General features: G+C 62.3%; 19 protein-coding genes and 2 tRNA genes. 14 read left to right on the plus strand and 7 right to left on the minus strand.

The features are described from left to right. Positions 1–15: 15 nt before the first annotated feature. Positions 16–90: transfer RNA gene (locus RQX22_RS01575), tRNA-Ile, on the plus strand. A gap of 62 nt (positions 91–152) precedes the next feature. After that, positions 153–229 (plus strand) — tRNA-Pro (locus RQX22_RS01580). A gap of 22 nt (positions 230–251) precedes the next feature. Here RQX22_RS01580 and RQX22_RS01585 read toward each other — a convergent pair. Together RQX22_RS01585 and RQX22_RS01590 are read right to left on the minus strand one after the other, a co-directional pair. Continuing rightward, entirely contained in the window at positions 252–1,481 is a 1,230-nt protein-coding gene (locus RQX22_RS01585) for a dipeptidase (protein WP_315723018.1), read from the minus strand. 145 nt (positions 1,482–1,626) lie between these two features. Then, positions 1,627–3,009 carry a M20/M25/M40 family metallo-hydrolase gene (locus RQX22_RS01590; protein ID WP_315723020.1) on the minus strand — a complete coding sequence of 461 codons (1,383 nt, stop codon included), beginning with the start codon at positions 3,007–3,009 and terminating at the stop codon, positions 1,627–1,629. 117 nt (positions 3,010–3,126) lie between these two features. Here RQX22_RS01590 and ettA point away from each other — a divergent pair, with 117 nt between their 5' ends. Both ettA and RQX22_RS01600 read left to right on the plus strand, forming a co-directional pair. Then, positions 3,127–4,806, plus strand: a complete 1,680-nt coding sequence (gene ettA, locus RQX22_RS01595; RefSeq protein WP_315723022.1) for an energy-dependent translational throttle protein EttA — start codon at positions 3,127–3,129, stop codon at positions 4,804–4,806. Between the two features lie 91 nt (positions 4,807–4,897). After that, a complete protein-coding gene (locus tag RQX22_RS01600; RefSeq protein ID WP_315723024.1) occupies positions 4,898–5,824 on the plus strand; it encodes a cell wall hydrolase in 927 nt (308 codons plus the stop codon). Positions 5,825–5,932: 108 nt separating this feature from the next. Here the strand turns inward: RQX22_RS01600 and RQX22_RS01605 are convergent, their stop codons facing one another. Further along, positions 5,933–6,571, minus strand: coding sequence for a carbonic anhydrase (locus tag RQX22_RS01605; RefSeq protein ID WP_315723026.1), 639 nt, complete (start codon positions 6,569–6,571; stop codon positions 5,933–5,935). Between the two features lie 78 nt (positions 6,572–6,649). Here RQX22_RS01605 and lipA point away from each other — a divergent pair, with 78 nt between their 5' ends. Together lipA and RQX22_RS01615 are read left to right on the plus strand one after the other, a co-directional pair. Next, positions 6,650–7,597, plus strand: coding sequence for a lipoyl synthase (gene lipA, locus RQX22_RS01610; protein ID WP_315723508.1), 948 nt, complete (start codon positions 6,650–6,652; stop codon positions 7,595–7,597). Between the two features lie 8 nt (positions 7,598–7,605). Beyond that, positions 7,606–8,103, plus strand: a complete 498-nt coding sequence (locus tag RQX22_RS01615) for a type II toxin-antitoxin system RatA family toxin (RefSeq protein ID WP_315723028.1) — start codon at positions 7,606–7,608, stop codon at positions 8,101–8,103. On the opposite strand, the gene RQX22_RS01620 is transcribed toward RQX22_RS01615, so the two are convergent. Together RQX22_RS01620 and RQX22_RS01625 are read right to left on the minus strand one after the other, a co-directional pair. Beyond that, a complete protein-coding gene (locus tag RQX22_RS01620; protein WP_315723030.1) occupies positions 8,028–8,576 on the minus strand; it encodes a CinA family protein in 549 nt (182 codons plus the stop codon). The genes RQX22_RS01615 and RQX22_RS01620 overlap by 76 nt on opposite strands. Beyond that, positions 8,573–9,736, minus strand: coding sequence for a bifunctional 2-C-methyl-D-erythritol 4-phosphate cytidylyltransferase/2-C-methyl-D-erythritol 2,4-cyclodiphosphate synthase (locus tag RQX22_RS01625; protein WP_315723032.1), 1,164 nt, complete (start codon positions 9,734–9,736; stop codon positions 8,573–8,575). The genes RQX22_RS01620 and RQX22_RS01625 overlap by 4 nt, the downstream gene beginning before the upstream one ends. A gap of 117 nt (positions 9,737–9,853) precedes the next feature. Between RQX22_RS01625 and dusB the strand changes: the two genes are divergently transcribed. The 5 genes from dusB to hflX all read left to right on the plus strand — a co-directional run bounded on the left by dusB (position 9,854) and on the right by hflX (position 16,558). Continuing rightward, positions 9,854–10,852, plus strand: coding sequence for a tRNA dihydrouridine synthase DusB (gene dusB, locus RQX22_RS01630; protein WP_315723034.1), 999 nt, complete (start codon positions 9,854–9,856; stop codon positions 10,850–10,852). A 91-nt stretch (positions 10,853–10,943) separates the two neighbouring features. After that, a complete protein-coding gene (locus tag RQX22_RS01635; RefSeq protein WP_315723036.1) occupies positions 10,944–13,193 on the plus strand; it encodes a sensor histidine kinase in 2,250 nt (749 codons plus the stop codon). Positions 13,194–13,195: 2 nt separating this feature from the next. Further along, positions 13,196–14,584: a nitrogen assimilation response regulator NtrX gene (gene ntrX, locus RQX22_RS01640; RefSeq protein ID WP_315723038.1), complete on the plus strand. Its 1,389-nt coding sequence runs from the start codon at positions 13,196–13,198 to the stop codon at positions 14,582–14,584. Between the two features lie 175 nt (positions 14,585–14,759). After that, positions 14,760–15,251, plus strand: coding sequence for an RNA chaperone Hfq (gene hfq / locus RQX22_RS01645; protein ID WP_315723039.1), 492 nt, complete (start codon positions 14,760–14,762; stop codon positions 15,249–15,251). Then, entirely contained in the window at positions 15,248–16,558 is a 1,311-nt protein-coding gene (gene hflX, locus RQX22_RS01650; protein ID WP_315723510.1) for a GTPase HflX, read from the plus strand. The genes hfq and hflX overlap by 4 nt, the downstream gene beginning before the upstream one ends. 56 nt (positions 16,559–16,614) lie before the next feature. Here hflX and mazG read toward each other — a convergent pair whose 3' ends face one another. Further along, a complete protein-coding gene (gene mazG, locus RQX22_RS01655; RefSeq protein ID WP_315723041.1) occupies positions 16,615–17,439 on the minus strand; it encodes a nucleoside triphosphate pyrophosphohydrolase in 825 nt (274 codons plus the stop codon). A 182-nt stretch (positions 17,440–17,621) separates the two neighbouring features. On the opposite strand from mazG, the gene RQX22_RS01660 reads away from it, so the two are divergent. Further along, positions 17,622–18,749: a hypothetical protein gene (locus tag RQX22_RS01660; protein ID WP_315723043.1), complete on the plus strand. Its 1,128-nt coding sequence runs from the start codon at positions 17,622–17,624 to the stop codon at positions 18,747–18,749. Next, positions 18,746–18,925 carry a hypothetical protein gene (locus RQX22_RS01665; RefSeq protein WP_315723044.1) on the plus strand — a complete coding sequence of 60 codons (180 nt, stop codon included), beginning with the start codon at positions 18,746–18,748 and terminating at the stop codon, positions 18,923–18,925. Before RQX22_RS01660 ends, RQX22_RS01665 begins: the two co-directional genes overlap by 4 nt. 44 nt (positions 18,926–18,969) lie before the next feature. On the opposite strand, the gene RQX22_RS01670 is transcribed toward RQX22_RS01665, so the two are convergent. Beyond that, positions 18,970–19,377 (minus strand): D-Ala-D-Ala carboxypeptidase family metallohydrolase, encoded by a 408-nt coding sequence (locus RQX22_RS01670; protein WP_315723046.1) that lies wholly within the window; start codon positions 19,375–19,377, stop codon positions 18,970–18,972. Between the two features lie 554 nt (positions 19,378–19,931). Here RQX22_RS01670 and RQX22_RS01675 point away from each other — a divergent pair. Continuing rightward, on the plus strand, positions 19,932–20,837 hold the full coding sequence (locus tag RQX22_RS01675) for a rolling circle replication-associated protein (RefSeq protein ID WP_315723048.1): 906 nt from the start codon (positions 19,932–19,934) through the stop codon (positions 20,835–20,837). The last annotated feature ends 18 nt before the right edge of the window (positions 20,838–20,855 follow it).

The raw sequence follows: 20,855 nt of genomic DNA on the forward strand, positions 1-20,855 counted from the left end.
GCCGAGCGCTGGGATGGGCCTGTAGCTCAATGGTAGAGCCGGCCGCTCATAACGGCTTGGTTGGGGGTTCGAGTCCCTCCGGGCCCACCAAAGCGCGGAAATTTCTTTTCGATATGGCCTAATCCGCCGGTTCGAAGTACCAGCACGGCCGTCGGGGAGTAGCGCAGCCTGGTAGCGCATCTGCTTTGGGAGCAGAGGGTCGCAGGTTCGAATCCTGTCTCCCCGACCATTTTCGCCGATCGGACCGGATCCTAGGTCCAGGTTTCCTGGAACAGGCGAAGGAAATTGCCGCCCAAGACTTTCTCCACCACTCTCGATGAATAGCCGGCCTTCAGGAGATCGCTCGCGATATATTGAAGCTTGCGGGGGAAGTTGAGCTCCGGAACGCCCATCAGGCGGCCGGTTTCAAGCGGGGTCGCGATGCCCTCCTTCCGGCGCTGGACGCCAAACTTTTCCAAGGCTTTCAGATATTCAGGCGTATAGTCGATCGGCATGGTATCGACGTCGGTGCCGATGCCGACATGATCCTCTCCACAAATTTTCAGCGCATGATCCAGGTGACGAACGAGAATCCTGCGCGTGGCATCGATCGGGTCGAGACCCAGGAACGGCACGAGATAGATGCCGACGACCCCGCCACGTCTCGTGACAGCCGTCAACGCCTCGTCGGGAAGGTTACGGGGGTGATCGTAGATTGCCCGCGCTCCGGTATGGGTGATCGCGATCGGCTTTTTCGAAGCGGCGGCGGTATCGATGGCCACCCGCATGTTGCCGTGGGAAACGTCCACGGTCGCTCCCAATTGATTGATCCTCGCCACGACGTCACGCCCAAAAGGTGTCAAGCCTTTGGAGATGGGATCCAAGCTTCCTGCTGCGAGCAGATTGTGCTTGTTGTAGCTCAGCTGCATGATCCGTACACCCGCATCATAAGAAGCGTCGATCCGCGCCATATCATTCTCGATCATGTCGAGGCCTTGATAGCCTATGATCACCGCCAGCTTGCCGGCCTGCTTCGCCGCCAGAATATCCTCAGGCCTGAGTGCCTGGGTCAGATAATCCGGATGCTTGGCGATTTCGGCACGCCACGCGTCGAGATTCCTCATGGTGGCGTCGAACGTCGGCCGTGACAGTGTGAGATTCACCGCCGTGACGCCCGAGGCCCGCACGGCCGCGAGTTCCTCCGGGATCAGCAGCCCCTTTGACGTGTCGCGGTCGTCGGAAAAACTGGGGCCGCCTATGCCGCCAAGGCTATCGATGACAATAGCCCGTTCATAGAGTTCCTTCGCGCCGGGCTCGAGCGGACCGGCCAATGCCTCTAGTTGTTCAGGCGTCTTTCCTGGCGGCGGCGCTCCCCGCGGATCGGCGTGCGGCTGCACCGAGCCCGCCAGCCCCGGCCTCGCCATGAGCATCGTCGAGGCGGCGGCTACCGCATAGCTCATGAAAGTACGGCGATCCGAAATCCAGAATCTTGATACGTTCATCGAAACCCTCCCGCCTCATTGCCCCGCCAATCCAGCCGATACAGGCTGGCGGCACCAAACGAACCTGATTTCCATTTTTCCAGTCGGCAATCAAGAGTTTGGCAGGCACGCTGATCCGGACCACCGGATGCATGCCCAAGCCCGATCAGGGATTTGCCGAGGGGACCTTGTCAATCTCTTCGCGTGCATTTGCGACGATCGAAAGCATGGCCGTCCACGCAGCGACATTCTGGCTGAGCTGCTTCGGATCTACCTTGTCGAGCGTGTCGTCGGGCGTGTGGTGATAATCGAAATAGCGGCTGCTGTCCTGCTGAAGGTCGATGGCGGCGACGCCGGCTCGCGCCCAGACGCCGAGATCGGCGCCGGCCGAGGGACGGCCGTTCCCGCGGCTGATGCCGAGAGGGGAGAGCAGGGCGGCAACCCGATCGGCGATATCCACATTGGCCGGCGCGAAGCCGGCATCCATCTTCCAGATCCGGTCTCCCCCCGAATCGGACTCGGCGACAAACACCACCTTTTCGTGGCGATGGGCGGCGAAATAGGCACGGCTGCCGTCACCACCGACTTCTTCCGCGCCGAACCAGACGACGCGGATCGTTCGCCGCGGCCGAGCCGCATCCATGATCCGTTTCGCCGCCGCTGCAGTGATACCAAGGCCGGCCGCGTCGTCGATCGCGCCCGTGCCCTGATCCCAGCTGTCGATATGGCCGCCGATCAGCACGATTCCGGCGTCGGCGTCGCTGCCTTTGACCTCCGCCACGACATTGCCGCTTTGCCGTATGCCTACGTTTCTGGGCGTCAGCACGAGGCGCATCGTGACCGCCCTTCCGCGCCTCAGGATGCGCTGCAGTTGCTCCGCATCCGGAATGGTGAGCGCGCCCGCGGGAATGGGCGTTACACCAGCGTCCCACGCCTGATGACCCGTATGGGCAAGCCTGTGGCTGTCCGTGCCGATCGATCGGATGACGATGGCGCTCGCCCCCTTGCGGCTCGCGACCGAAGGTCCCTGGCGCCGCACACGACCGAAATAGCCATATTGCGAACCGTCCTGGGTGGCGGTCATGTCGTGAGAGACGAAGACGATCTTGCCGCGTACGGCGGCTTCGTCGGCCGCTTCCAGGTCGGCGAGGCTATCGAACCCGACCACTTCGCCGACCAGTCCTTCCGGCGGTGTCGCGCCGCTATTGCCGAGTGCGGTCACCACCAATTTCTGCGGAAAGGGAGCGACGATTTCCGCCTGCTCGTGACCCCGTACCCACACGGGCATGTCGTACGTCTCGATGTGGACGTTGCTGAAGCCCAATGCCTTCAGCTTGCGCACGGCCCATGAGCGCGCCCGTGCTTCCGCCTCGCTGCCTGCCGGCCTTGCGCCCACTTCGGTCGTCAGGCCCTCGACGATATCGTAGGCGATCTCATCGCTTGTAGCCGCATCGCGCAGCCTTTCCGCTTGCGCGGAGGCACTTTGGGCCGCGGCGGGGAGGGGGGCTGCGAGAAGGAGCAAGGGAAGGGCTGCGAGAATCCGTTTCATCAAGACTGATTATCCGCTCGGCGGCAGGGGCGAAAGCGGCAATCACGGGATGACAATCGCCGGCTGGACCACTAGGTAAGCCGCCAAATCCAACCATATCCGGAGACCGGCGCCGCCATGGCTGCACAATATAGCTTTGTCATGAAAGACATGACCAAGACCTTCCCGGGAGCGGCCAAGCCGATCCTCAACAATATCAACCTTCAATTCTATCCCGACGCCAAGATCGCGATCATCGGTCCGAACGGATCGGGTAAATCCACCTTGATGAAGATCATGGCCGGCCAGGATAAGGAGTTTACCGGCGAGGCGTGGCCCGGTGAGAATATCCGCGTCGGCTATCTCGCGCAGGAACCGCATCTCGATCCGAACAAGACGGTCAAGGAAAACGTCATGGACGGCGTTCGGCCGGTCGCCGACATGATGGACAGGTTCAACGCGATCAGCACGCTCATGGCCGATCCGCCCGAGGATGCCGATTTCGACGCGCTCATGGCGGAAATGGGCGAGCTGCAGGAAAAGATCGACGCAGTCGACGGCTGGACGCTCGACAACCAGCTCGAAATCGCAATGGACGCGTTGCGCTGTCCGCCGGGCGATAGCCCCGTCGACAATCTGTCGGGTGGCGAAAAGCGCAGGATTGCCCTCACCAGACTATTGCTGGAGAAGCCCGACATCCTGCTGCTCGACGAGCCGACCAACCATCTCGACGCCGAAAGCGTCCAGTGGCTCGAAAAGCACCTGGTCGATTATCCTGGTAACGTGATCCTGGTCACCCACGACCGCTACTTCCTCGACAATGTGGTCAATTGGGTGCTCGAGCTCGATCGCGGCCGTTATTATATCTATCAGAGCAATTATTCCGGCTATCTGGAAACCAAGGCCAAGCGTCTCCAGCAGGAGGAGCGTGAGGATGAGGGTAAGCAGAAGGCCATTCAGGAAGAGTTGGACTGGATCCGTCGCTCTCCCAAGGCGCGCCAGACCAAGTCGAAGGCGCGTATCCGTGCCTTCGACGAGCTTGTCGAAGCTCAGGAAAACCGCACGCCAGGCAAGGCCCAGATTCTGATCCAGGTTCCGGAGCGGCTCGGCGGCTCCGTGATCGAGGCCAAGGGACTGACCAAAGCCTATGGCGATAAATTGCTGTTCGAGGATCTGTCCTTCAGCTTGCCGCCAGGCGGCATAGTCGGCGTGATCGGGCCCAACGGCGCCGGCAAGACGACCCTCTTCAAGTTGATCCGCGGCGAGGAGGAACCCGACGGCGGTTCTATCAAGATCGGTGAGACCGTGCGCATGGGCTATGTCGATCAGTCGCGCGACGCGCTCGACCCCAAGAAGAATGTCTGGGAGGAGGTTTCCGGTGGAAGCGATGTCTTCCGCTTCGGCAAGCATGAGGTCGCGACCCGCGCCTACGTCGGCGCCTTCAATTTCAAGGGCCAGGACCAGCAGAAGAAAGTCGGCCAATTGTCGGGCGGCGAACGCAACCGCGTCCATATGGCAAAGATGCTGAAGCAGGGCGGCAACGTCCTGCTGCTCGACGAGCCGACCAACGATCTCGACGTCGAGACCTTGCGCGCGCTCGAAGATGCCCTCGAGAATTTCGCCGGCTGCGCCGTCGTCATCAGCCACGATCGCTTCTTTCTCGATCGTCTGGCTACCCACATCCTCGCCTTCGAAGGCGACAGTCATGTCGAATGGTTCGAAGGAAATTTCGAGGCCTATGAGGAGGATAAGAGGCGGAGACTGGGCGATGAGGCCGACCGCCCCCACCGGATGACGTACAAGAAGCTAACGCGCTGATCGCGCGAATCGCGGGTTGCCGGCAAGGCGGTTAACCGGCTGACAACCAGTCGGCGGTATAGCGCCCCTCTCGAGAGGGATGATCCGCCATATGTTCGTTCGGTCCTTATTGTGCCTGGGTCTGTTGCTGACCGGCGCGTCTTGCGTGCCGCCGGCCATCGGCCATGATTCAGGCGTGCCGCGGGCCGCCACGGGCCGTGGGTCGGCGCTGACCGCACCCGCCCAGGCGCCGATCAAATTGCCACCGTCGGAGGTCATCGCTGCCGCCATCGCTCCTGGACATGCCGCCCAACCCTTCGATCCTGGCGCTCAATCGGGGGAGAATATCCGCCGCTCGCTTCAGTGTCTGACCGAAGCAGTCTATCATGAAGCGCGATCGGAAACGGAGGGCGGCCAGCGCGCGGTTGCCCAAGTCGTGCTTAACCGGGTCCGCCATCCAGCTTTCCCGAACAACATATGCGGCGTCGTCTATCAGGGCTCGTGGCGGCGTACCGGCTGCCAGTTCAGCTTCACCTGCGATGGCTCGCTCCGCCGACGGATAGAATCCGGCGCCTGGTCACGTGCACGCGGGGTGGCCGAGGAGGCCCTTGGCGGCGAAGTCTACACACCCGTTGGCCTTGCCACCCATTATCATACCACGGCGATCCGCCCTTGGTGGGCCTCGAGCCTGACGCGGGCGGTCACGGTAGGCTCCCACATCTTCTATCGCTGGCGCGGTGAATGGGGAGACCCGAAATCATTCCGTCAGCCTTATTCCGGCGAAGAGCAAGGAAGCGATTCCACTTTGGCCGCAGCCTCGAATCGCCCCGAAAGCAAGTTGGTGGAAACCGTCTTCGGGGTCAGGATCCATCACGGCGGGCGGGCCCCGGAAATCATCTCCGACGCGCCAGTAAGAATCCACCGCTCCGAAACGGTCCATGGCGTCCGCATCCGCGCCGGCGTCCCGCCCCAATTTGACCAGGAAGTCCCGGTCGCCGAGGTCGCCGCCATCTCATCGGGACCGGCCCCGACAAGCTAAACCCCATCAAGCGGCGTAGGCAAATCCGAAATTGCCGACCTCTCCCGCTGTTCGGTGGCTATCCTGCTCGTTGCGCTCCGCGGCAGCACGCGAAAAGGAACCTTTTGATCAGGCGGGTGCGAATCTTCCTTGCTGCTCGTCCAACAGATGGAGGATGCCGTCGCTGATGGCGAATATCGCGCCATGAAGCTTGAGCCGTCCCGCCTCTTCGCGCTCCCGAACCCAGGGAAAAGTCCGCAGGTTGCGGAGGCTCACCAAAACGCTTTCCATCTCCATCGCCCGGAAGGCTTCGCTGCCAAGCGGGTCGGGATATTCTCTGCGGACCTTGTCGCGGGCATCGTCAAGGAGGTCGATCCAATGGGCAATGAAACGCCCTTCGCCATGGCTGGCGCCCTCGAATTGACCGGTGAGGGCCGCGGCACAGCCTCCACACAGGCCGTGACCGAGCACTATCACCTCTTCGACTTCCAATTGCGTCACCGCGAATTCGAGCGCGGCGGAAACGCCGTGCCGGCCGCCGCCGCGTTCGAAAGGGGGGACGAGGTTGGCGACATTGCGGACGACGAACATTTCCCCGGGGTTGGCGTCGAAGATCTGCGTGGGATCGACCCTGCTATCCGAACAGGCGATCACCATGACTTTGGGATTCTGCCGCTCTGCGAGCTCGGACCAGCGTTCGCGCTCGCGGCTCCATCCGGTTTGGCGAAAACGGCGATAACCGTCGATCAGCGCCTTGAAGTCGGCCATATTTGCTCCTTCCTGCCCGCCGTTAGCGAGGCAAGGGGAGGGGTGGCAAGTCTCGCCATGCATCGCTATCTGACACCCATGAACGAAGCCGTCGCCCCGATCGTGTCCGCCTCGCCCAACGGTCTTGGCGAGGGTAAGCAGCGCAAGCCGGACTGGATCCGGGTGAAGGCCCCGCTCGGCTCGGCTTTTTCGGAGACCAAGGCGTTGATGCGGCGGCTGAACCTCGCCACCGTTTGCGAAGAGGCTGCATGCCCGAATATTGGCGAATGCTGGACCAAGAAACATGCCACGGTGATGATCCTTGGCGATACCTGCACACGTGCCTGCGCCTTCTGTAACGTCAAGACCGGGATGCCGCGCGCCGTCGACCCTCTGGAGCCAGAGCATGTTGCGGTCGCGGCGGCCGAGCTCGGGCTGGAGCATATCGTCGTCACGTCCGTCGACAGGGATGATCTGCCGGATGGAGGCGCCAGCCAGTTCGTCAAGGTGATCGAAGCGCTTCGTCGGAATACCCCGTCGACCACCATCGAAATCCTGACCCCTGATTTCCGCAACAAATCGCAGGCTGCAGTGGAAGCCATCGTTGCCGCGCGCCCAGACGTCTACAACCACAATCTGGAAACGGTTCCGAGACTCTATCCGACCATCCGTCCCGGCGCGCGCTATTATGCGTCGCTCCGTCTGCTCGAAAGCGTCAAGCGCCAGGATCCGACCATCTTCACCAAATCGGGCGTCATGGTCGGCCTTGGCGAGCAAAGGCTGGAAGTCCACCAGGTGATGGACGACATGCGCTCGGCCGACGTCGACTTCCTGACCATGGGCCAGTATCTGCAGCCCACACCGAGACACGCCAGCGTAGAGGAGTTCGTGACGCCGCAGGCCTTCGGCGCCTATGCCGCCATCGCCCGCGCCAAGGGCTTCCTGCTGGTCGCGGCAAGCCCGCTCACCCGCTCCAGCTACCATGCCGGAGACGATTTCGCGAAGATGAAGACAGCGCGCGAGGCGAAACTGGCGATTGCGCGGTAGAGAGCAGCATGCCCCGACATACCGAAACGCGCAGCATCAGATATACGCCCGAACAGATGTTCGATCTGGTTGCGGACGTGAAGCGCTACCAGGAATTTCTGCCCTGGGTCGCAGCGACGCGCGTTCGTTCCGACAGCGAAACCCTGATGGTGGCAGACCTCGTCGTCGGCTTCCGCTCGCTGAAGGAAACCTTCACCTCCAGGGTTACCAAGGAGCGGCCCGGCCGTATCGTCGTCGACTATGTCGAAGGACCGCTCAAATACCTGCACAACAGCTGGAATTTCCGCCCCGACGGCAAGGGCGGGACCGAGATCGACTTCTGCGTGGATTTCGCCTTCCGCTCGCGAATTTTCGAAAGTCTGGCCGGCCAGATGTTCGATCGCGCGCTGAGACGGATGATAGGCGCCTTCGAGGAGCGCGCCCATCAGCTTTACGGGACGGACGAGGGCGAATCTGGCTCCGCAGAAACCGGCATCAGCAGTTCGAGCGCGCACAAGGCGGCCTGAAGACGGACGCCGCCACGGCCAAGGTCTCCAAATTCCTTGAGGTCGGCGACGATCTCCTTCGGATCCGCGCCGCGGCGTGCCCGGGCGAACACCACCGTCCCGACCGGCTTGTTGGCAGTACCCCCATCGGGCCCGGCGATGCCCGTGATGGCCACTGCCGTGTCCGCGCCCGTGCGTTCGAGCGCTCCCTGCGCCATCGCCCAGGCCACCGCCACCGAAACGGCGCCGAATGTGTCGATCACATCGCCGCTCACTTGCAGGAGGTGCATTTTCGCTTCGTTTGAATAGGTTACGAAACCTGCTTCGAAAACGTCAGAGGACCCGGCAATTTCGGTAAGAGCCGCAGACACCAGACCGCCGGTGCAGCTTTCGGCGACGGCGACACGAAGACCGGCGGCGCGATTGGCGAGGATCACCTCGCGGGCCTCTTTGACAAGCTCGGCGGGCAGGCAAGTATCGATTTTGTCGATCATATCGTCTCCGGAAGCCGCACGGTCGCCACGGCCTGGACCGCTACGCCCTCGCCGCGGCCTGTGAAGCCAAGCCGCTCCGTCGTCGTGGCCTTGATGCTAACCCTTCCCACCGGGACCCGCAACAAGGCTGCCAGCGATTGTCGCATAGCGAGACGGTGCGGCCCGATCTTCGGCTCCTCGCAGATGATCGTGACATCGACGTGATCGATCCGGCCGAGGCGTGCCTCCACCAAGGATCTGGCATGTTCGACGAACAAGGCCGAAGCCGCGCCACGCCATTGCGGGTCGGATGGGGGAAAATGATCGCCGATATCGCCTTCGGCAACGGCGCCCAGCAGAGCATCCGTGACCGCGTGGAGCAGGACGTCGGCATCGCTGTGACCGCTGAGGCCCCGCCCGTGGGGGATGCGGATGCCGCCCAGGCGGATTTCGTCGCCGGCGCAAAAGGCATGGACGTCGAAGCCGGTGCCGGTGCGGGTCGTCAAATGTGTAGCAAGCCTCGCCTCGGCGCGCACGAAATCCTCCTCGTAGGTCAGCTTTTCCAGAATCGCATCGCCGGGGACGGCCGCAACCTCCAGGCCTGCCGCTCGGGCAACTTGGGCATCGTCGGTCGCCTCTCCGCTCTGCCAGCGGCGATGGGCATCGAGAATGGCTTCGAAATGGAAGGCCTGTGGCGTCTGTACCCGCACCAGTCCGTCCCTCGGGACGGCATCCCCCAGCGCCGCTCCCGCACGCGCAAGCGTATCCGCGATAGCGAGCACCGGCGCCGCCGCCTGGCTGGTCGTCAGCGCCGTCAGCAGCCTGGCAACGACCTCTTTCGGCAAAAAGGGCCTCGCCGCATCATGAATAAGCACATTTCCGGCACCGCCTTGCGACGCCAGCATGTCGAGGCCGCGCCGGACGGAATGCTGGCGCAGCGCTCCGCCGAGGATCGGTGACGGAAGATCATGATCGCCCACCGCCGCATGGTAGAGCGCCTCCTGATCCGGTCCGATCACGACCTGGATATGCCCGACCCCCGCCGCCGCGAGATGGTCGATCGCATGGGCCAGCACCGACTTGCCGGCAAGCTGCCGATATTGTTTGGGAAGATCGCCGCCCATCCGGCTGCCGCTTCCCGCCGCCACCACCAGTGCGATCGTCTGTGCCGAGCGGTCCATCGCCGCCCCCTAGGGTCCAATCCCGGTTCCGGCAACGGTCGTGATCGCCCGGCCGGCACGTGGAGCCCAGGCAACCTTGCCCAAACCAGGCTTTGGCGCTAAGCCGCGCCGGCTTTTATGACCCGCCTGAAGCCCATCTCCATCGGCCCCGTCCGCGTCGAAATGCCGGTGATCCTGGCGCCGATGACGGGCGTCACCGATCTGCCCTTCCGCAAGGCCGTCAAAGCTTATGGCGCCGGACTGACCGTGACGGAAATGATCGCCAGCCAGGCGATGATCCGCGAGACCCGTCAGTCGCTTCAGAAGGCGGCGTGGGATCCGGTCGAAGAGCCTGTGTCGATGCAATTGGCCGGGTGCGCGCCCGCCGAGATGGCGGAGGCTGCCAGGCTGAACGAGGATCGCGGCGCCGCAATCATCGACATCAATATGGGCTGCCCGGTCAAGAAGGTCGTGAATGGCGACGCCGGTTCTGCGCTCATGCGCGACCTGCCGCTTGCAGCTTCGATCATCGATGCGACCGTCAAGGCGGTCAAGGTGCCCGTCACGCTGAAGATGCGGATGGGGTGGGACCATGGCAGCCTCAACGCGCCGGAACTCGCCCGCATCGCCGAAGATCTGGGCGTTCAATTGATCACTGTCCATGGCCGCACCCGCTGCCAGCTGTACAAGGGCGAGGCGGACTGGCGCTTCGTCCGCAAGGTGAAGAATGCCGTGTCCTTGCCGGTGATCGTCAACGGCGACATCTGCTCGATCGAGGATGTCGAGGCCGCCCTCGACCAGAGCGGCGCCGATGGGGTGATGATTGGCCGCGGGGCCTATGGCCGTCCGTGGTTGCTGGGCCAGGTCATGCACTGGCTGAAGACGGGTGAGCGCCGATCCGACCCAAGCCTCGATGAGCAATATAGCCTCATCATCGAGCAATATCGGTCGATGCTGGATCATTACGGCCCCGAGATCGGCGCCAATTGTGCACGCAAGCATATCGGCTGGTACACGAAGGGATTGCATGGCTCGGCGGAGTTTCGCAACGCCTTCAATAAGGAAGGCGATCCCATCCGCGCGCAGGCCATGCTCTATGAATTTTATGCTCCCTGGCTGAAGCGAGCGGCGGCCTGAGCGGCCAGCGACACTTTGCCAGCGTCGAAGCGAGGATTATCACCTCATCTGCTGTGTTCTTTATGCCACATTCTTGTGGTAGGACGGCAACGTGAACGCCGAAGCGCCGATTGCTGCAGAGACCAGGCCCCGCTGGCAACGACGTATTTCGGTCGCGATCCGCCGCAGCCGGATCATGCCGTTTGTCGAGATCGTCTCGCTCGTCGCATTTCTCGGGATGGCAGGCATCAGCTATTTCATCGTCACTCGGCCGGGGCAGCCGGGTGCGCTGCTGAGCCCGCCGATGGTAGCATTGTTGCTGGTCGCCAATCTGGTGCCGGCGATGGGGCTGATGGTGCTGTTCGCGCGCCGCGTCGCGATGGCGCGCGCTGCCCGTTCGCCGATTGGGGGAAGGGGTCGGCTTCATCTGCGTCTGGTCGCTCTCTTTTCGGTCATCGCCAGCGTTCCGACGCTCCTGGTGGTTATCTTCGCTTCCTTACTGTTCCAGAGCGGCGTTCAGTTCTGGTTCTCGGATCGCGCCCGTATCGTGCTGGAAAATGCCGATAATGTCGCCCAAGTCTATGCGGCGGAGCAAAAGGAGCGAATCACCCGCGATACGATCGCGATGAGCGGCGACGTCGTGGCGGACGTCAACGAATTCGGGATCGACAGTCCACGCTTCGCCGAGGCTTTGTTCAAGCAGGTGGTGGTTCGCGATCTTACGGAAGCGGCTCTCATTTCCGTGAACAACTCCGGCGAACGCCAGCTTCTCGCTCAAGTGAATTTCGACGACCGCCCGCTAGACAAGCGCGTACCGACGGCGGTCTTGCGGTCGCTGCGCGGCGGGGAGCCGCGCGTCGTCACCGATGCCGGCGATCGGGTGGAAGCCGTAGTGCGCCTCGATCCGCAGGCCGAAGTCTATCTCTATGCTTCGCGAACGGTGAACCCTGCCGCGCTGAAGCAGATTGCGGAAGGCCGAAGCGCTGCAAGCGATTATCAACGGACACTGACGCGCTCCCGGACCCTGCAGCTTCGTTTCAACGCTCTCTTATTGCTGGTGTCTTTGCTGATCGTGGCGACCTCGATCTGGATCGCACTGGCCCTCGCCGACAAATTGGTCCGGCCGGTGGGCCAGTTGGTGAATGCGGCCCGACGAGTCACCGCCGGCGATCTGTCGGCGCGTGTGCCCCGGTCACGGGAAAATGACGAGGTCGCGACCTTGGCCAATGCCTTCAACCGGATGACCGGTCGTCTCGAGGAACAGACCGGCGCCCTGGTTTCCGCCAATGCGCAGCTCGACAATCGCCGCGCCTTCATCGAGGCAGTGCTTTCGGGCGTCACGGCGGGCATCATCTCGCTGGACTGGGACCGTACGGTGCGGCTCATCAACAGTTCCGCCGAAGGCCTGCTCAAGACGAGCAAGGACCAGGCGATCGGTCAGAAGCTGGCAGCGCTCGCGCCCGAACTCGACAGGCAGCTCGACAGCGAGGAACGCGAGGACATCATCCAGTTCGCCTCGGCCGGCGAGCCACGCACGCTGGCGGTGAAGAGGGTGAAGGTGGAAGGTGGACATGTGCTGACCTTCGACGACATCACCGAGCAGCTTCTCGATCAGCGCCGCGCCGCCTGGTCCGACGTGGCCCGGCGGATCGCGCACGAGATCAAGAATCCACTGACGCCGATCCAATTGGCGGCGGAACGCCTGCAACGCCGCTACAGCCGCGAGATCACGTCGGACCCCGCGACCTTCGAACGCCTCACGGATACGATCATTCGCCAGGTCGGCGATCTGCGAAGGATGGTCGATGAATTCTCATCCTTCGCGCGCATGCCGAAACCCGTCTTCCGCGAAGAGGATATGGCCGAGATCGCACGTCAGGCACTGTTCCTCCACGAGGTCGCCCATCCCGAGATCGGGTTCCGTCTCGACGCGCCGGAGCCGTCGCCCACATTGGTCTGCGACCGCCGGCAACTCGGCCAGGCGCTGACCAACATCGTCAAGAACGGGGTCGAGGCCATCCAGCACAAGCGGGAGAGCGGCGACGGGGCGGAGACAAAGGACGAGGTCGCCCTGGTCATTCAGGAGCGAGACGGCCAGCTGGTCGTGGAAGTCACCGACACCGGCCCTGGATTGCCGGTCGAACGCGGACGGCTCACCGAACCTTACATGACGACGCGCGCAAAAGGCACCGGCCTCGGCCTCGCCATCGTCAAGAAGATCGTCGAAGAACATTTCGGCAGCATCGAATTTGAAGACAATCCAGCAGGTGGGACCCTGGTACGCCTCGTCTTCGACGCCGAAACGCTCGCGCGGCTCGGCGGAGGCGTCCGATACTCCGACGAAAAGGCGGCAACTGGTTAGCTATGGCCCTCGACATACTCATCGTCGACGACGAACAGGATATTCGCGATCTCGTTTCAGGCGTGCTCGAGGACGAAGGCTATTCGGCCCGGACCGCGGCCAATAGCAGCGAGGCCCTGGCCGCGATCGCCGACCGGCGCCCGTCACTGGTCCTGCTCGATGTTTGGCTCCAGGGATCGAAGCTGGACGGACTCCAGCTCCTGGACGAGCTCAAGCGCCGCGATCCGACGCTGCCGGTGCTGATGATTTCAGGCCATGGCAATCTCGACACCGCCGTCGCCGCAATCCGGCAGGGTGCGGTCGACTTCATCGAAAAGCCATTCGAGGCGGGACATCTTCTCCACCTCGTCGCCCGCGCGACGGAGACCGACCGTCTGCGACGCGAAAATGCCACCTTGCGCGCGCAGATCGGTCAGGAAACGGAACTCACCGGTTCCAGCGTGGGGATCAACGCGGTTCGGGCGACCCTCAAGCGGGTCGCGAGCACCGGGAGTCGCGTGCTCATCACAGGTCCGGCCGGGGTCGGCAAGGAAGTCGCCGCCCGATTGCTGCACAATTGGAGCCAGCGGACCAATGCGCCGTTCATGGTCGTCAGCGCAGCCCGCATGACGCCAGAGCGGGTCGAAGAGGAACTGTTCGGCGTGGAGGAGGGGGGAGAGCTTTCCCGCCCCGGCCTCCTGGAACAGGCCCATGGCGGCACATTGTTTCTCGACGAGATCGCCGACATGCCAATGCCGGCCCAGGCCAAGATCCTGCGCGTCCTCACGGATCAAAGCTTCACACGGGTCGGTGGCCAGCGCATGGTCAAGGTCGACATGCGGGTCATTTCGTCGACATCGCGCCTGCTTTCCGAGGAGATCGCCGCGAGCCGCTTCCGGGAGGACCTGTTCTACCGCCTGAACGTGGTGCCGGTTCATCTGCCGGCGCTTGCCGAGCGGCGCGAAGACATTCCGGAACTGGTGGCCCACTTCGCCGCACGCTACGCGGCCGATCAAAGGCTGCCCACGCCCAATTTCTCGGACGACGCCATAGCGGCCCTGCAGGCTTATGACTGGCCCGGCAATGTCCGCCAGCTCCGCAATGTCATCGAGCGGACCATCATCCTCGCGCCAGGCGCACGCGTCGGCTGCATCGAGATCGACATGCTGCCGCCGGAGTTGCTGAGCGAACAGGCGCAGCTCAGCCCCGGCGAGGCGGTCAAGGCGATCATGGGTACTCCGCTGCGCGAAGCGCGCGAAACGTTCGAACGCGAATATCTGCGGGTTCAGATCCGCCGATTTTCCGGGAACATCTCGCGTACCGCGACCTTCATCGGCATGGAACGTTCGGCCTTGCACCGGAAGCTGAAAGCCCTGGGCATCGCCGACAATCGGGGTGACGACGGTGAATAGGGCCGGTCCGACGTCGACGTCCGGCGCCAGCTTCCTGGCCATCCCGATGCTGGACGGTCGGGGCAGGACCATGATACCGGCTATTGAGCCACTACCGACACGCCTCTAACCAACGCGCGCAAGATTCCCTATCTGGGCTTCGGCGGAAACGATCCGCCATTGAAGGAGAGCGGCCATGGCCGACAAGGTCAACAACCTCCAGGACATGTTCCTCAACAACCTGCGTCGTTCCAAGACTCCGGTTACCATGTTCCTGGTCAAGGGCGTGAAGCTTCAGGGAATCATCACCTGGTTCGACAATTTCTCCGTCCTGCTTCGGCGCGACGGTCAGGCGCAACTTATCTACAAGCACGCCATCTCGACCATCATGCCAGCGCAACCGGTCGACCTGGCGGACATCGAGAAAAGCTTCGCCGAACAGATCGAAAAGAAGAAGCCGACCTTGCTCCAGGAGGTCTTCCTCGGCGCCGTCCGCCGCTCCGGTGGCCCTGTCACCATGTTTCTGGTGAATGGCGTCATGCTGCAGGGCGAGATCGTCGCCTTCGATCTGTTCTGCATGCTGCTTGAGCGCGACGGTCTTTGCCAATTGGTCTACAAGCACGCCGTATCGACCGTACAGCCCGAGCATCCGATCAATTTGATCGAGGATGAGGAGCAAGTCGACTGAGCGTCTTTGATCGATCGTCCGAAAGCGACGTCAGCCGCGGCGCCCGCGCCCTCATCGTCCTGCCGGAACTGGGCGGGGAGGTACGCCGCGACGTCGACGCGCGCCTTGATGAGGCTGCGGGCCTTGCCGAGGCGATCGGCATCAACGTGGCGGAAAAGCTTCATTTCAAAGTCCGGTCGGCCCGGCCTGCGACGCTGTTCGGATCCGGTCAGGTGGAATCGATCGGTCAGGCGGCTGCCCAGGCGGAAGCGGAGCTGATCATTGTCGATGCGCCGATCACGCCCATCCAGCAGAAGAATCTGGAAACTGCGACCAAGGCGAAGGTCATCGACCGCACCGGACTGATCCTCGAAATCTTCGGCGAACGTGCGGCGACCGCCGAGGGGCGCCTCCAGGTCGAGCTGGCGCATCTCGATTATCAGGCCGGCCGCCTGGTACGTAGCTGGACCCACCTGGAGCGCCAACGCGGCGGTTTCGGTTTCCTAGGCGGCCCTGGCGAGACCCAAATCGAGGCGGACAGGCGGCTGATCCGCGACCGCATGGCCAAGCTCCGCAAGGAACTGGACCAAGTGACCCGCACCCGGGCGCTCCATCGCGCCCGCCGCCAGCGCGCGCCTTGGCCCGTCATCGCCTTGGTAGGTTATACCAATGCCGGCAAATCGACTTTGTTCAATCGCCTCGCCCGCGCGGATGTGATGGCGGAGAATCTGCTGTTCGCCACGCTCGACCCGACAATGCGAGAGATCGAACTGCCGGGGTTCGACAAGGCGATCCTCAGTGATACGGTCGGCTTCATATCCGATCTCCCAACCCAATTGATCGCCGCTTTCCGGGCGACCCTCGAAGAAGTGATCTCGGCCGATCTCATTATCCATGTGCGCGACATTTCCCATCCCGACAGCGACGCGCAACGTGCCGATGTCGAGCAGGTGCTCGCCGAAATCGGTGCCGGCGGCGAAGGCGGATCGCCCGTGATCGAAGCATGGAACAAGATTGATGCTCTGACCGAGGAGGATGTCGAGCGTATCCATGCCGAGGCGATCAGAAGGGAAGACGTTGTTCCGATCTCGGCACTGTCCGGGCAAGGGATGGATGACCTTCTTGCCTGCGCGGCCGAGAATCTGCGCAAGGGCGCACAATTGCGGACATTGACCCTCCCGGCCGCTGCCGGCGAAGCGCTCGCGTGGCTTCATGCCAATGGAGAGATCGTGAGCCAGTCCAGCGAAGATATGGAGACGATCGTCTCCGTCCGCCTCTCCGAGGTCGATTGGGCTCGTTTCGAAAGCCGCTTTCATCACACGGTTTAGGCCCATTTGTCGTGCTCTTCCAAGCTGCCCGATGATCCTGTCCGGCCCGGAAGCGCTTAACCCGAAATGCCTTTCTTGGCCTGTTTCCAAAGCGCCTCAAGCTCTTCTATATTCAGATCTTTCAATGACTTGTCGGCAATATCTTCAACCAATCTGAAACGCTTCTCGAAGCGGTTCGAAGCTTCTCGCAGGGCCGTCTCAGGATCGATCTCCAGATGCCGGGCGAGATTGACGACCGAGAAAAGCAAATCGCCAAGCTCAGACTGGCGCTCGGATGCATTCTTCGCCTCATTCAGTTCGGCCAATTCCTCGTCGATCTTCGCTTTTGGTCCGGACGCATCCGGCCAGTCGAAACCGACCCGGGCCGCCCGACGCTGGAGCTTCTCCGCCCGTTTCAAGGCGGGGAGGGCGTGTGCGACTCCCGCCAGTGCGCTCGTGTCGCCACTGCCGTTCCGATCCTGCGCCCGTTCCTCGGCCTTCAAGGCTTCCCAGCCAGGACTTTCCTCGCGATCGCCGAAGATATGCGGATGCCGACGGACCATCTTTGCGCAAATCGACGTCATGACGTCATCGATCGTGAATGCGCCGAGTTCCTCGGCCATGCGCGCATGATAGACGACCTGAAGCTGAAGGTCGCCAAGTTCATCTTTCAGATCATCCATGTCCATGCGATCGATCGCATCGGCGACCTCATAGGCTTCCTCAATCGTATAAGGCGAGATGGACCGGAAATCCTGGACACGATCCCAAGCGCATCCCTGCACGGGATCACGCAGCCGCCTCATGATCTCGACCAGTTCGGCGAGCTTTGCGCCGCGGGCTTCGGATTCAGCCGACTTTACAGCGTGAGGGGACTCGGAGGGGGGAAATTCCTGGTCCATCTCAAAGTGCGATAATATACAGAAAGTGAAACGGCCCTTTTCGAAAGAAAAGGGAATTATTCGTGAACACAGTAGCAACTCCTTTGGTCACTGTCCGTGACCTTCCCAAGACGGGACGCAAGTTGCGTCGCCCGTCTCATCGGTTTCAACTTAGGACACGGCCTTGGCAACTGCAGCCGTTCTTGATCGCTCCGGTTCTGCCGGGCGAAACCATGCAGAACTTGTTGCTCCAAGCCCGCGTCGTGACGGACCCGATCAAAAGCCCGCTCGTCGGCTGGTGGACGGAATATTACTTCTTCTACGTCAAGCTGCGCGATCTCGATGATCGCGACACCCTGACGGATATGCTTGTGACTAACGCAAGTGTCGCCGGTCTGGCGACCGCCGCGGACGTGCCGACGAACCATCGCGGAGACGGCATTAATTTTTCGTTGAAATGCCTCGAAAGGGTCGTTGACGAATATTTCCGCGATGATGGCGAAGCCTTTCTAGAGGGCGCAATCGACGGGCTACCCCTGGCGGCCGTCGATGTCCACGACTTCACCGACAGTGCCATCCTCGACACGGCGACGGCCTCGTCTGACGACGAGTTGCCGGGGGAGAACCCGACCTTGCCCGCCCATATGTCGGCCTTCTCCGATCACTATGCCCATTGGGAAGCGATGCGGGACATGCAGCTAACGGCTGCGACCTTTGAGGACTGGCTCAAGGCGTTCGGTGTGGCAGCTCCTCGGGAGGTCCGGGAGGAGAACCACAAGCCCGAACTGATCCGCTACGTTCGGGAGTGGTCCTACCCGTCCAACACGATCAACCCCGCTGACGGTGCGCCGTCCTCGGCTGTCTCTTGGTCTGTTGCCGAGCGCGCGGACAAAGACCGGTTCTTCGCCGAACCGGGCTTCGTGTTTGGCGTGACGGTGGCCCGGCCGAAGGTGTACTTCGGTAACGTCGAGGCGGCTGGCTCCCACTACCTCGACACGCCCTATGCCTGGCTGCCAGCCGTCCTTCATAGCGACCCCTACACGTCGCTGCGAAAGTTCACGGATACAGAGGGGCCGCTCGCGGCGACCGCGACGGGTGCCTACTGGATCGATATCCGCGACTTGTTCGTCCATGGCGACCAGTATGTGAACTTCGCGATGACCGCGACCGATGATAGCTCGGTCGCGCTGCCGACTGCCGGGATGTCGAGGAACTACGCGACCTCGACGGACGCAGACGCCCTGTTCGTCGGTGCCGCGAACAAGATCAAACAGGATGGCAGGGTGGATCTCCGCATCCTGTCCCGGATCGCGGAGGACACTTCGCTATGAAACCGATCCTGACCAAGCACGGTAAGACCGTGCTGAAACAAATGCTGCCCTATGTTGGGCTCGTGATCGCCGTTGGCTTCATGCTGACGGGATGCACGACTGTTGACGGCATGGTGCTCTGCGAGCGGTTGCCGGATGGGCATTTCACATGCTCCGGTGAGGTCAACGGCATGTGAAGGCATGGGCGGCAGGACCGGGGGGTCGCTGCCGCCCATGATCCCTAGACGGTCCACGCTTCCATGCGGGACCGCGCATCTACGGATAAGTGAACATGGGCAGGATACCCGATGAGCTGGTCGTAAGTGACCAGCCCTCTCTTTCCGAGCGACTTGACCAGATCAAAGAGGCGTCGGGCGTCCCATCCGGGGCGCTGGAAGTCGGCGGCCCACCCGGTCATATGGCCGCTCGTGCGGCTTCCGCCGACCGCCTTATTACGGACGGGCGATCGCCATCCGCTCGTTACGATGATCGGCCCACCGATGTGGGTCCGGATTACCTCAAGCTCGTGTGCCAGGACCCGGAGACGGGCCTCCCACAGCGGGTAAAGGTTGTGGCTTTTGAAAAGCTCGCGCTCGCTCTCCGCGATGAACTCTGAGAGCGCAAAGTGCTCAGACAGTTTCTTCCTCATTCTCCATTTCCCTCCGGTTGCGACTGCAACCGGAGGTTGCCCCTTGGCGAAAGCGGGGGGTGGCCTGTCAAGGGAGTGGTGCGGCCCGCAGCGAAGCGAGGACCCGGTCCCTTGACAGGGCAGGGGGGCAGAGCCCCCATTCCTTGTGCGTTTTTATGCACGGCCGAAGGCCGTGCTCTTGTCTTACAACGCACAAATGACACCGGCTGTGAACGGTGGCGTCCATGACCTTCCAGCATCTCGACATCTGGAAGCGAACGGCCGCGCGCGCATACCAATCGGGCGCGGAGGTCGCCTGCCCCGGAGGGCAGGGGCACGGTCTCACCCGGTTAAGGTGGAACGTAGCAGGCCGCTGTCAACGGCCTGTTTACCGCGAGTATGTAGGAGCGGCGGCGACTCGCAGAAACGGGAGCCGTCTTAAGGTGCACCAACGTGGCGCCGACACGTACAACAGGGGTGCGCCCCACGTCCTCGAAATGGACGTGCGATGCCGCAAGTGCGCGGAGTGCCTGAAGGCCCGGAGCCGCCACTGGCGATTTCGAGCGGAAGCCGAAATGAAAGCAACGCTCGGGCGAACTTGGTTCGTCACCCTGACCTTGAGGCCCGAGGAACATTTCAAAGCCTATGCCCGCGCGTGCCTGCGACTGTCCCGCGACGGCATCGACTTTGACCGGCTATCAACCGACGAGCAATTCGCGGAACGCGTTGCGGAGATCGGGCCGGAAATCACGCTATGGCTCAAACGCGTGAGAAAACAGACCGGAGCGAAGCTCCGCTACATCCTTGTAGTAGAGCCGCATAAGTCAGGGCTCCCTCACTTCCATATGCTTCTGCATGAAGTGAGTTCTGCGAAGCCCGTCGCCGCAAGGGCCATGAAATACCAATGGCAATTAGGTTGGTGGCAAGGCTCTCTGGTCGACCAGAGTAGCACCAACCGGGCGGCTGGCTATGTGGCGAAATACCTCACCAAATCCGCTACTGCGAGGGTACGCGCATCGCGGGGTTATGGCACCGGAAGCGGTGAAATACGTCCTAAGGACATAGAGACGAAGGAAGGATTTTTTTCGGCGTTGAAAAAAACCGAGGAACGTGAAAAGAAACCCTCCCTGACCCCCCAATACGATAACGAAAGTTGTAAGCGTTTGGGGACTGATCATGCCGAATGCATACGCCGGATCTTCGAGACGGAGTGTGAAAGAATCGCTGCCGAGGCCAGACCATCCGGGCCGCAGGCTAGCCAACGCGATAGCGAACAACGACCGGGCTCCGAGCCCGGCGAACGAGAACTATCGTACGAGACGTATACCCAGGCGCGCTGGGCCGTTTGGAAACGCCGTCATTATCCGCCGGAGCGATGTGCGCGCCACACGCCCCGAAATCTCGCTGAACTTGCCGAGGGGCTATGGCCGGAACGTCTGGAAAGCGTTCGGCCGGGTCCTGCCGTGGATCGATCTGATTGATGCTATCGACGCGATCCC

This window comes from Sphingosinicella rhizophila, from assembly GCF_032378825.1.
Lineage (GTDB): Bacteria > Pseudomonadota > Alphaproteobacteria > Sphingomonadales > Sphingomonadaceae > Allosphingosinicella > Allosphingosinicella rhizophila.

Coding starts and splice junctions, on each gene's coding strand:
- RQX22_RS01600 (WP_315723024.1), top strand. CDS start 4,898: ATGTTCGTTCGGTCCTTATTGTGCCTGGGTCTGTTGCTGACCGGCGCG.
- RQX22_RS01675 (WP_315723048.1), top strand. CDS start 19,932: ATGAAAGCAACGCTCGGGCGAACTTGGTTCGTCACCCTGACCTTGAGG.
- hfq (WP_315723039.1), top strand. CDS start 14,760: ATGGCCGACAAGGTCAACAACCTCCAGGACATGTTCCTCAACAACCTG.
- RQX22_RS01585 (WP_315723018.1), bottom strand. CDS start 1,481: ATGAACGTATCAAGATTCTGGATTTCGGATCGCCGTACTTTCATGAGC.
- ntrX (WP_315723038.1), top strand. CDS start 13,196: ATGGCCCTCGACATACTCATCGTCGACGACGAACAGGATATTCGCGAT.
- mazG (WP_315723041.1), bottom strand. CDS start 17,439: ATGGACCAGGAATTTCCCCCCTCCGAGTCCCCTCACGCTGTAAAGTCG.
- RQX22_RS01665 (WP_315723044.1), top strand. CDS start 18,746: ATGAAACCGATCCTGACCAAGCACGGTAAGACCGTGCTGAAACAAATG.
- RQX22_RS01590 (WP_315723020.1), bottom strand. CDS start 3,009: ATGAAACGGATTCTCGCAGCCCTTCCCTTGCTCCTTCTCGCAGCCCCC.
- ettA (WP_315723022.1), top strand. CDS start 3,127: ATGGCTGCACAATATAGCTTTGTCATGAAAGACATGACCAAGACCTTC.
- lipA (WP_315723508.1), top strand. CDS start 6,650: ATGAACGAAGCCGTCGCCCCGATCGTGTCCGCCTCGCCCAACGGTCTT.
- RQX22_RS01605 (WP_315723026.1), bottom strand. CDS start 6,571: ATGGCCGACTTCAAGGCGCTGATCGACGGTTATCGCCGTTTTCGCCAA.
- RQX22_RS01670 (WP_315723046.1), bottom strand. CDS start 19,377: ATGAGGAAGAAACTGTCTGAGCACTTTGCGCTCTCAGAGTTCATCGCG.
- dusB (WP_315723034.1), top strand. CDS start 9,854: ATGACCCGCCTGAAGCCCATCTCCATCGGCCCCGTCCGCGTCGAAATG.
- RQX22_RS01620 (WP_315723030.1), bottom strand. CDS start 8,576: ATGATCGACAAAATCGATACTTGCCTGCCCGCCGAGCTTGTCAAAGAG.
- RQX22_RS01625 (WP_315723032.1), bottom strand. CDS start 9,736: ATGGACCGCTCGGCACAGACGATCGCACTGGTGGTGGCGGCGGGAAGC.
- RQX22_RS01615 (WP_315723028.1), top strand. CDS start 7,606: ATGCCCCGACATACCGAAACGCGCAGCATCAGATATACGCCCGAACAG.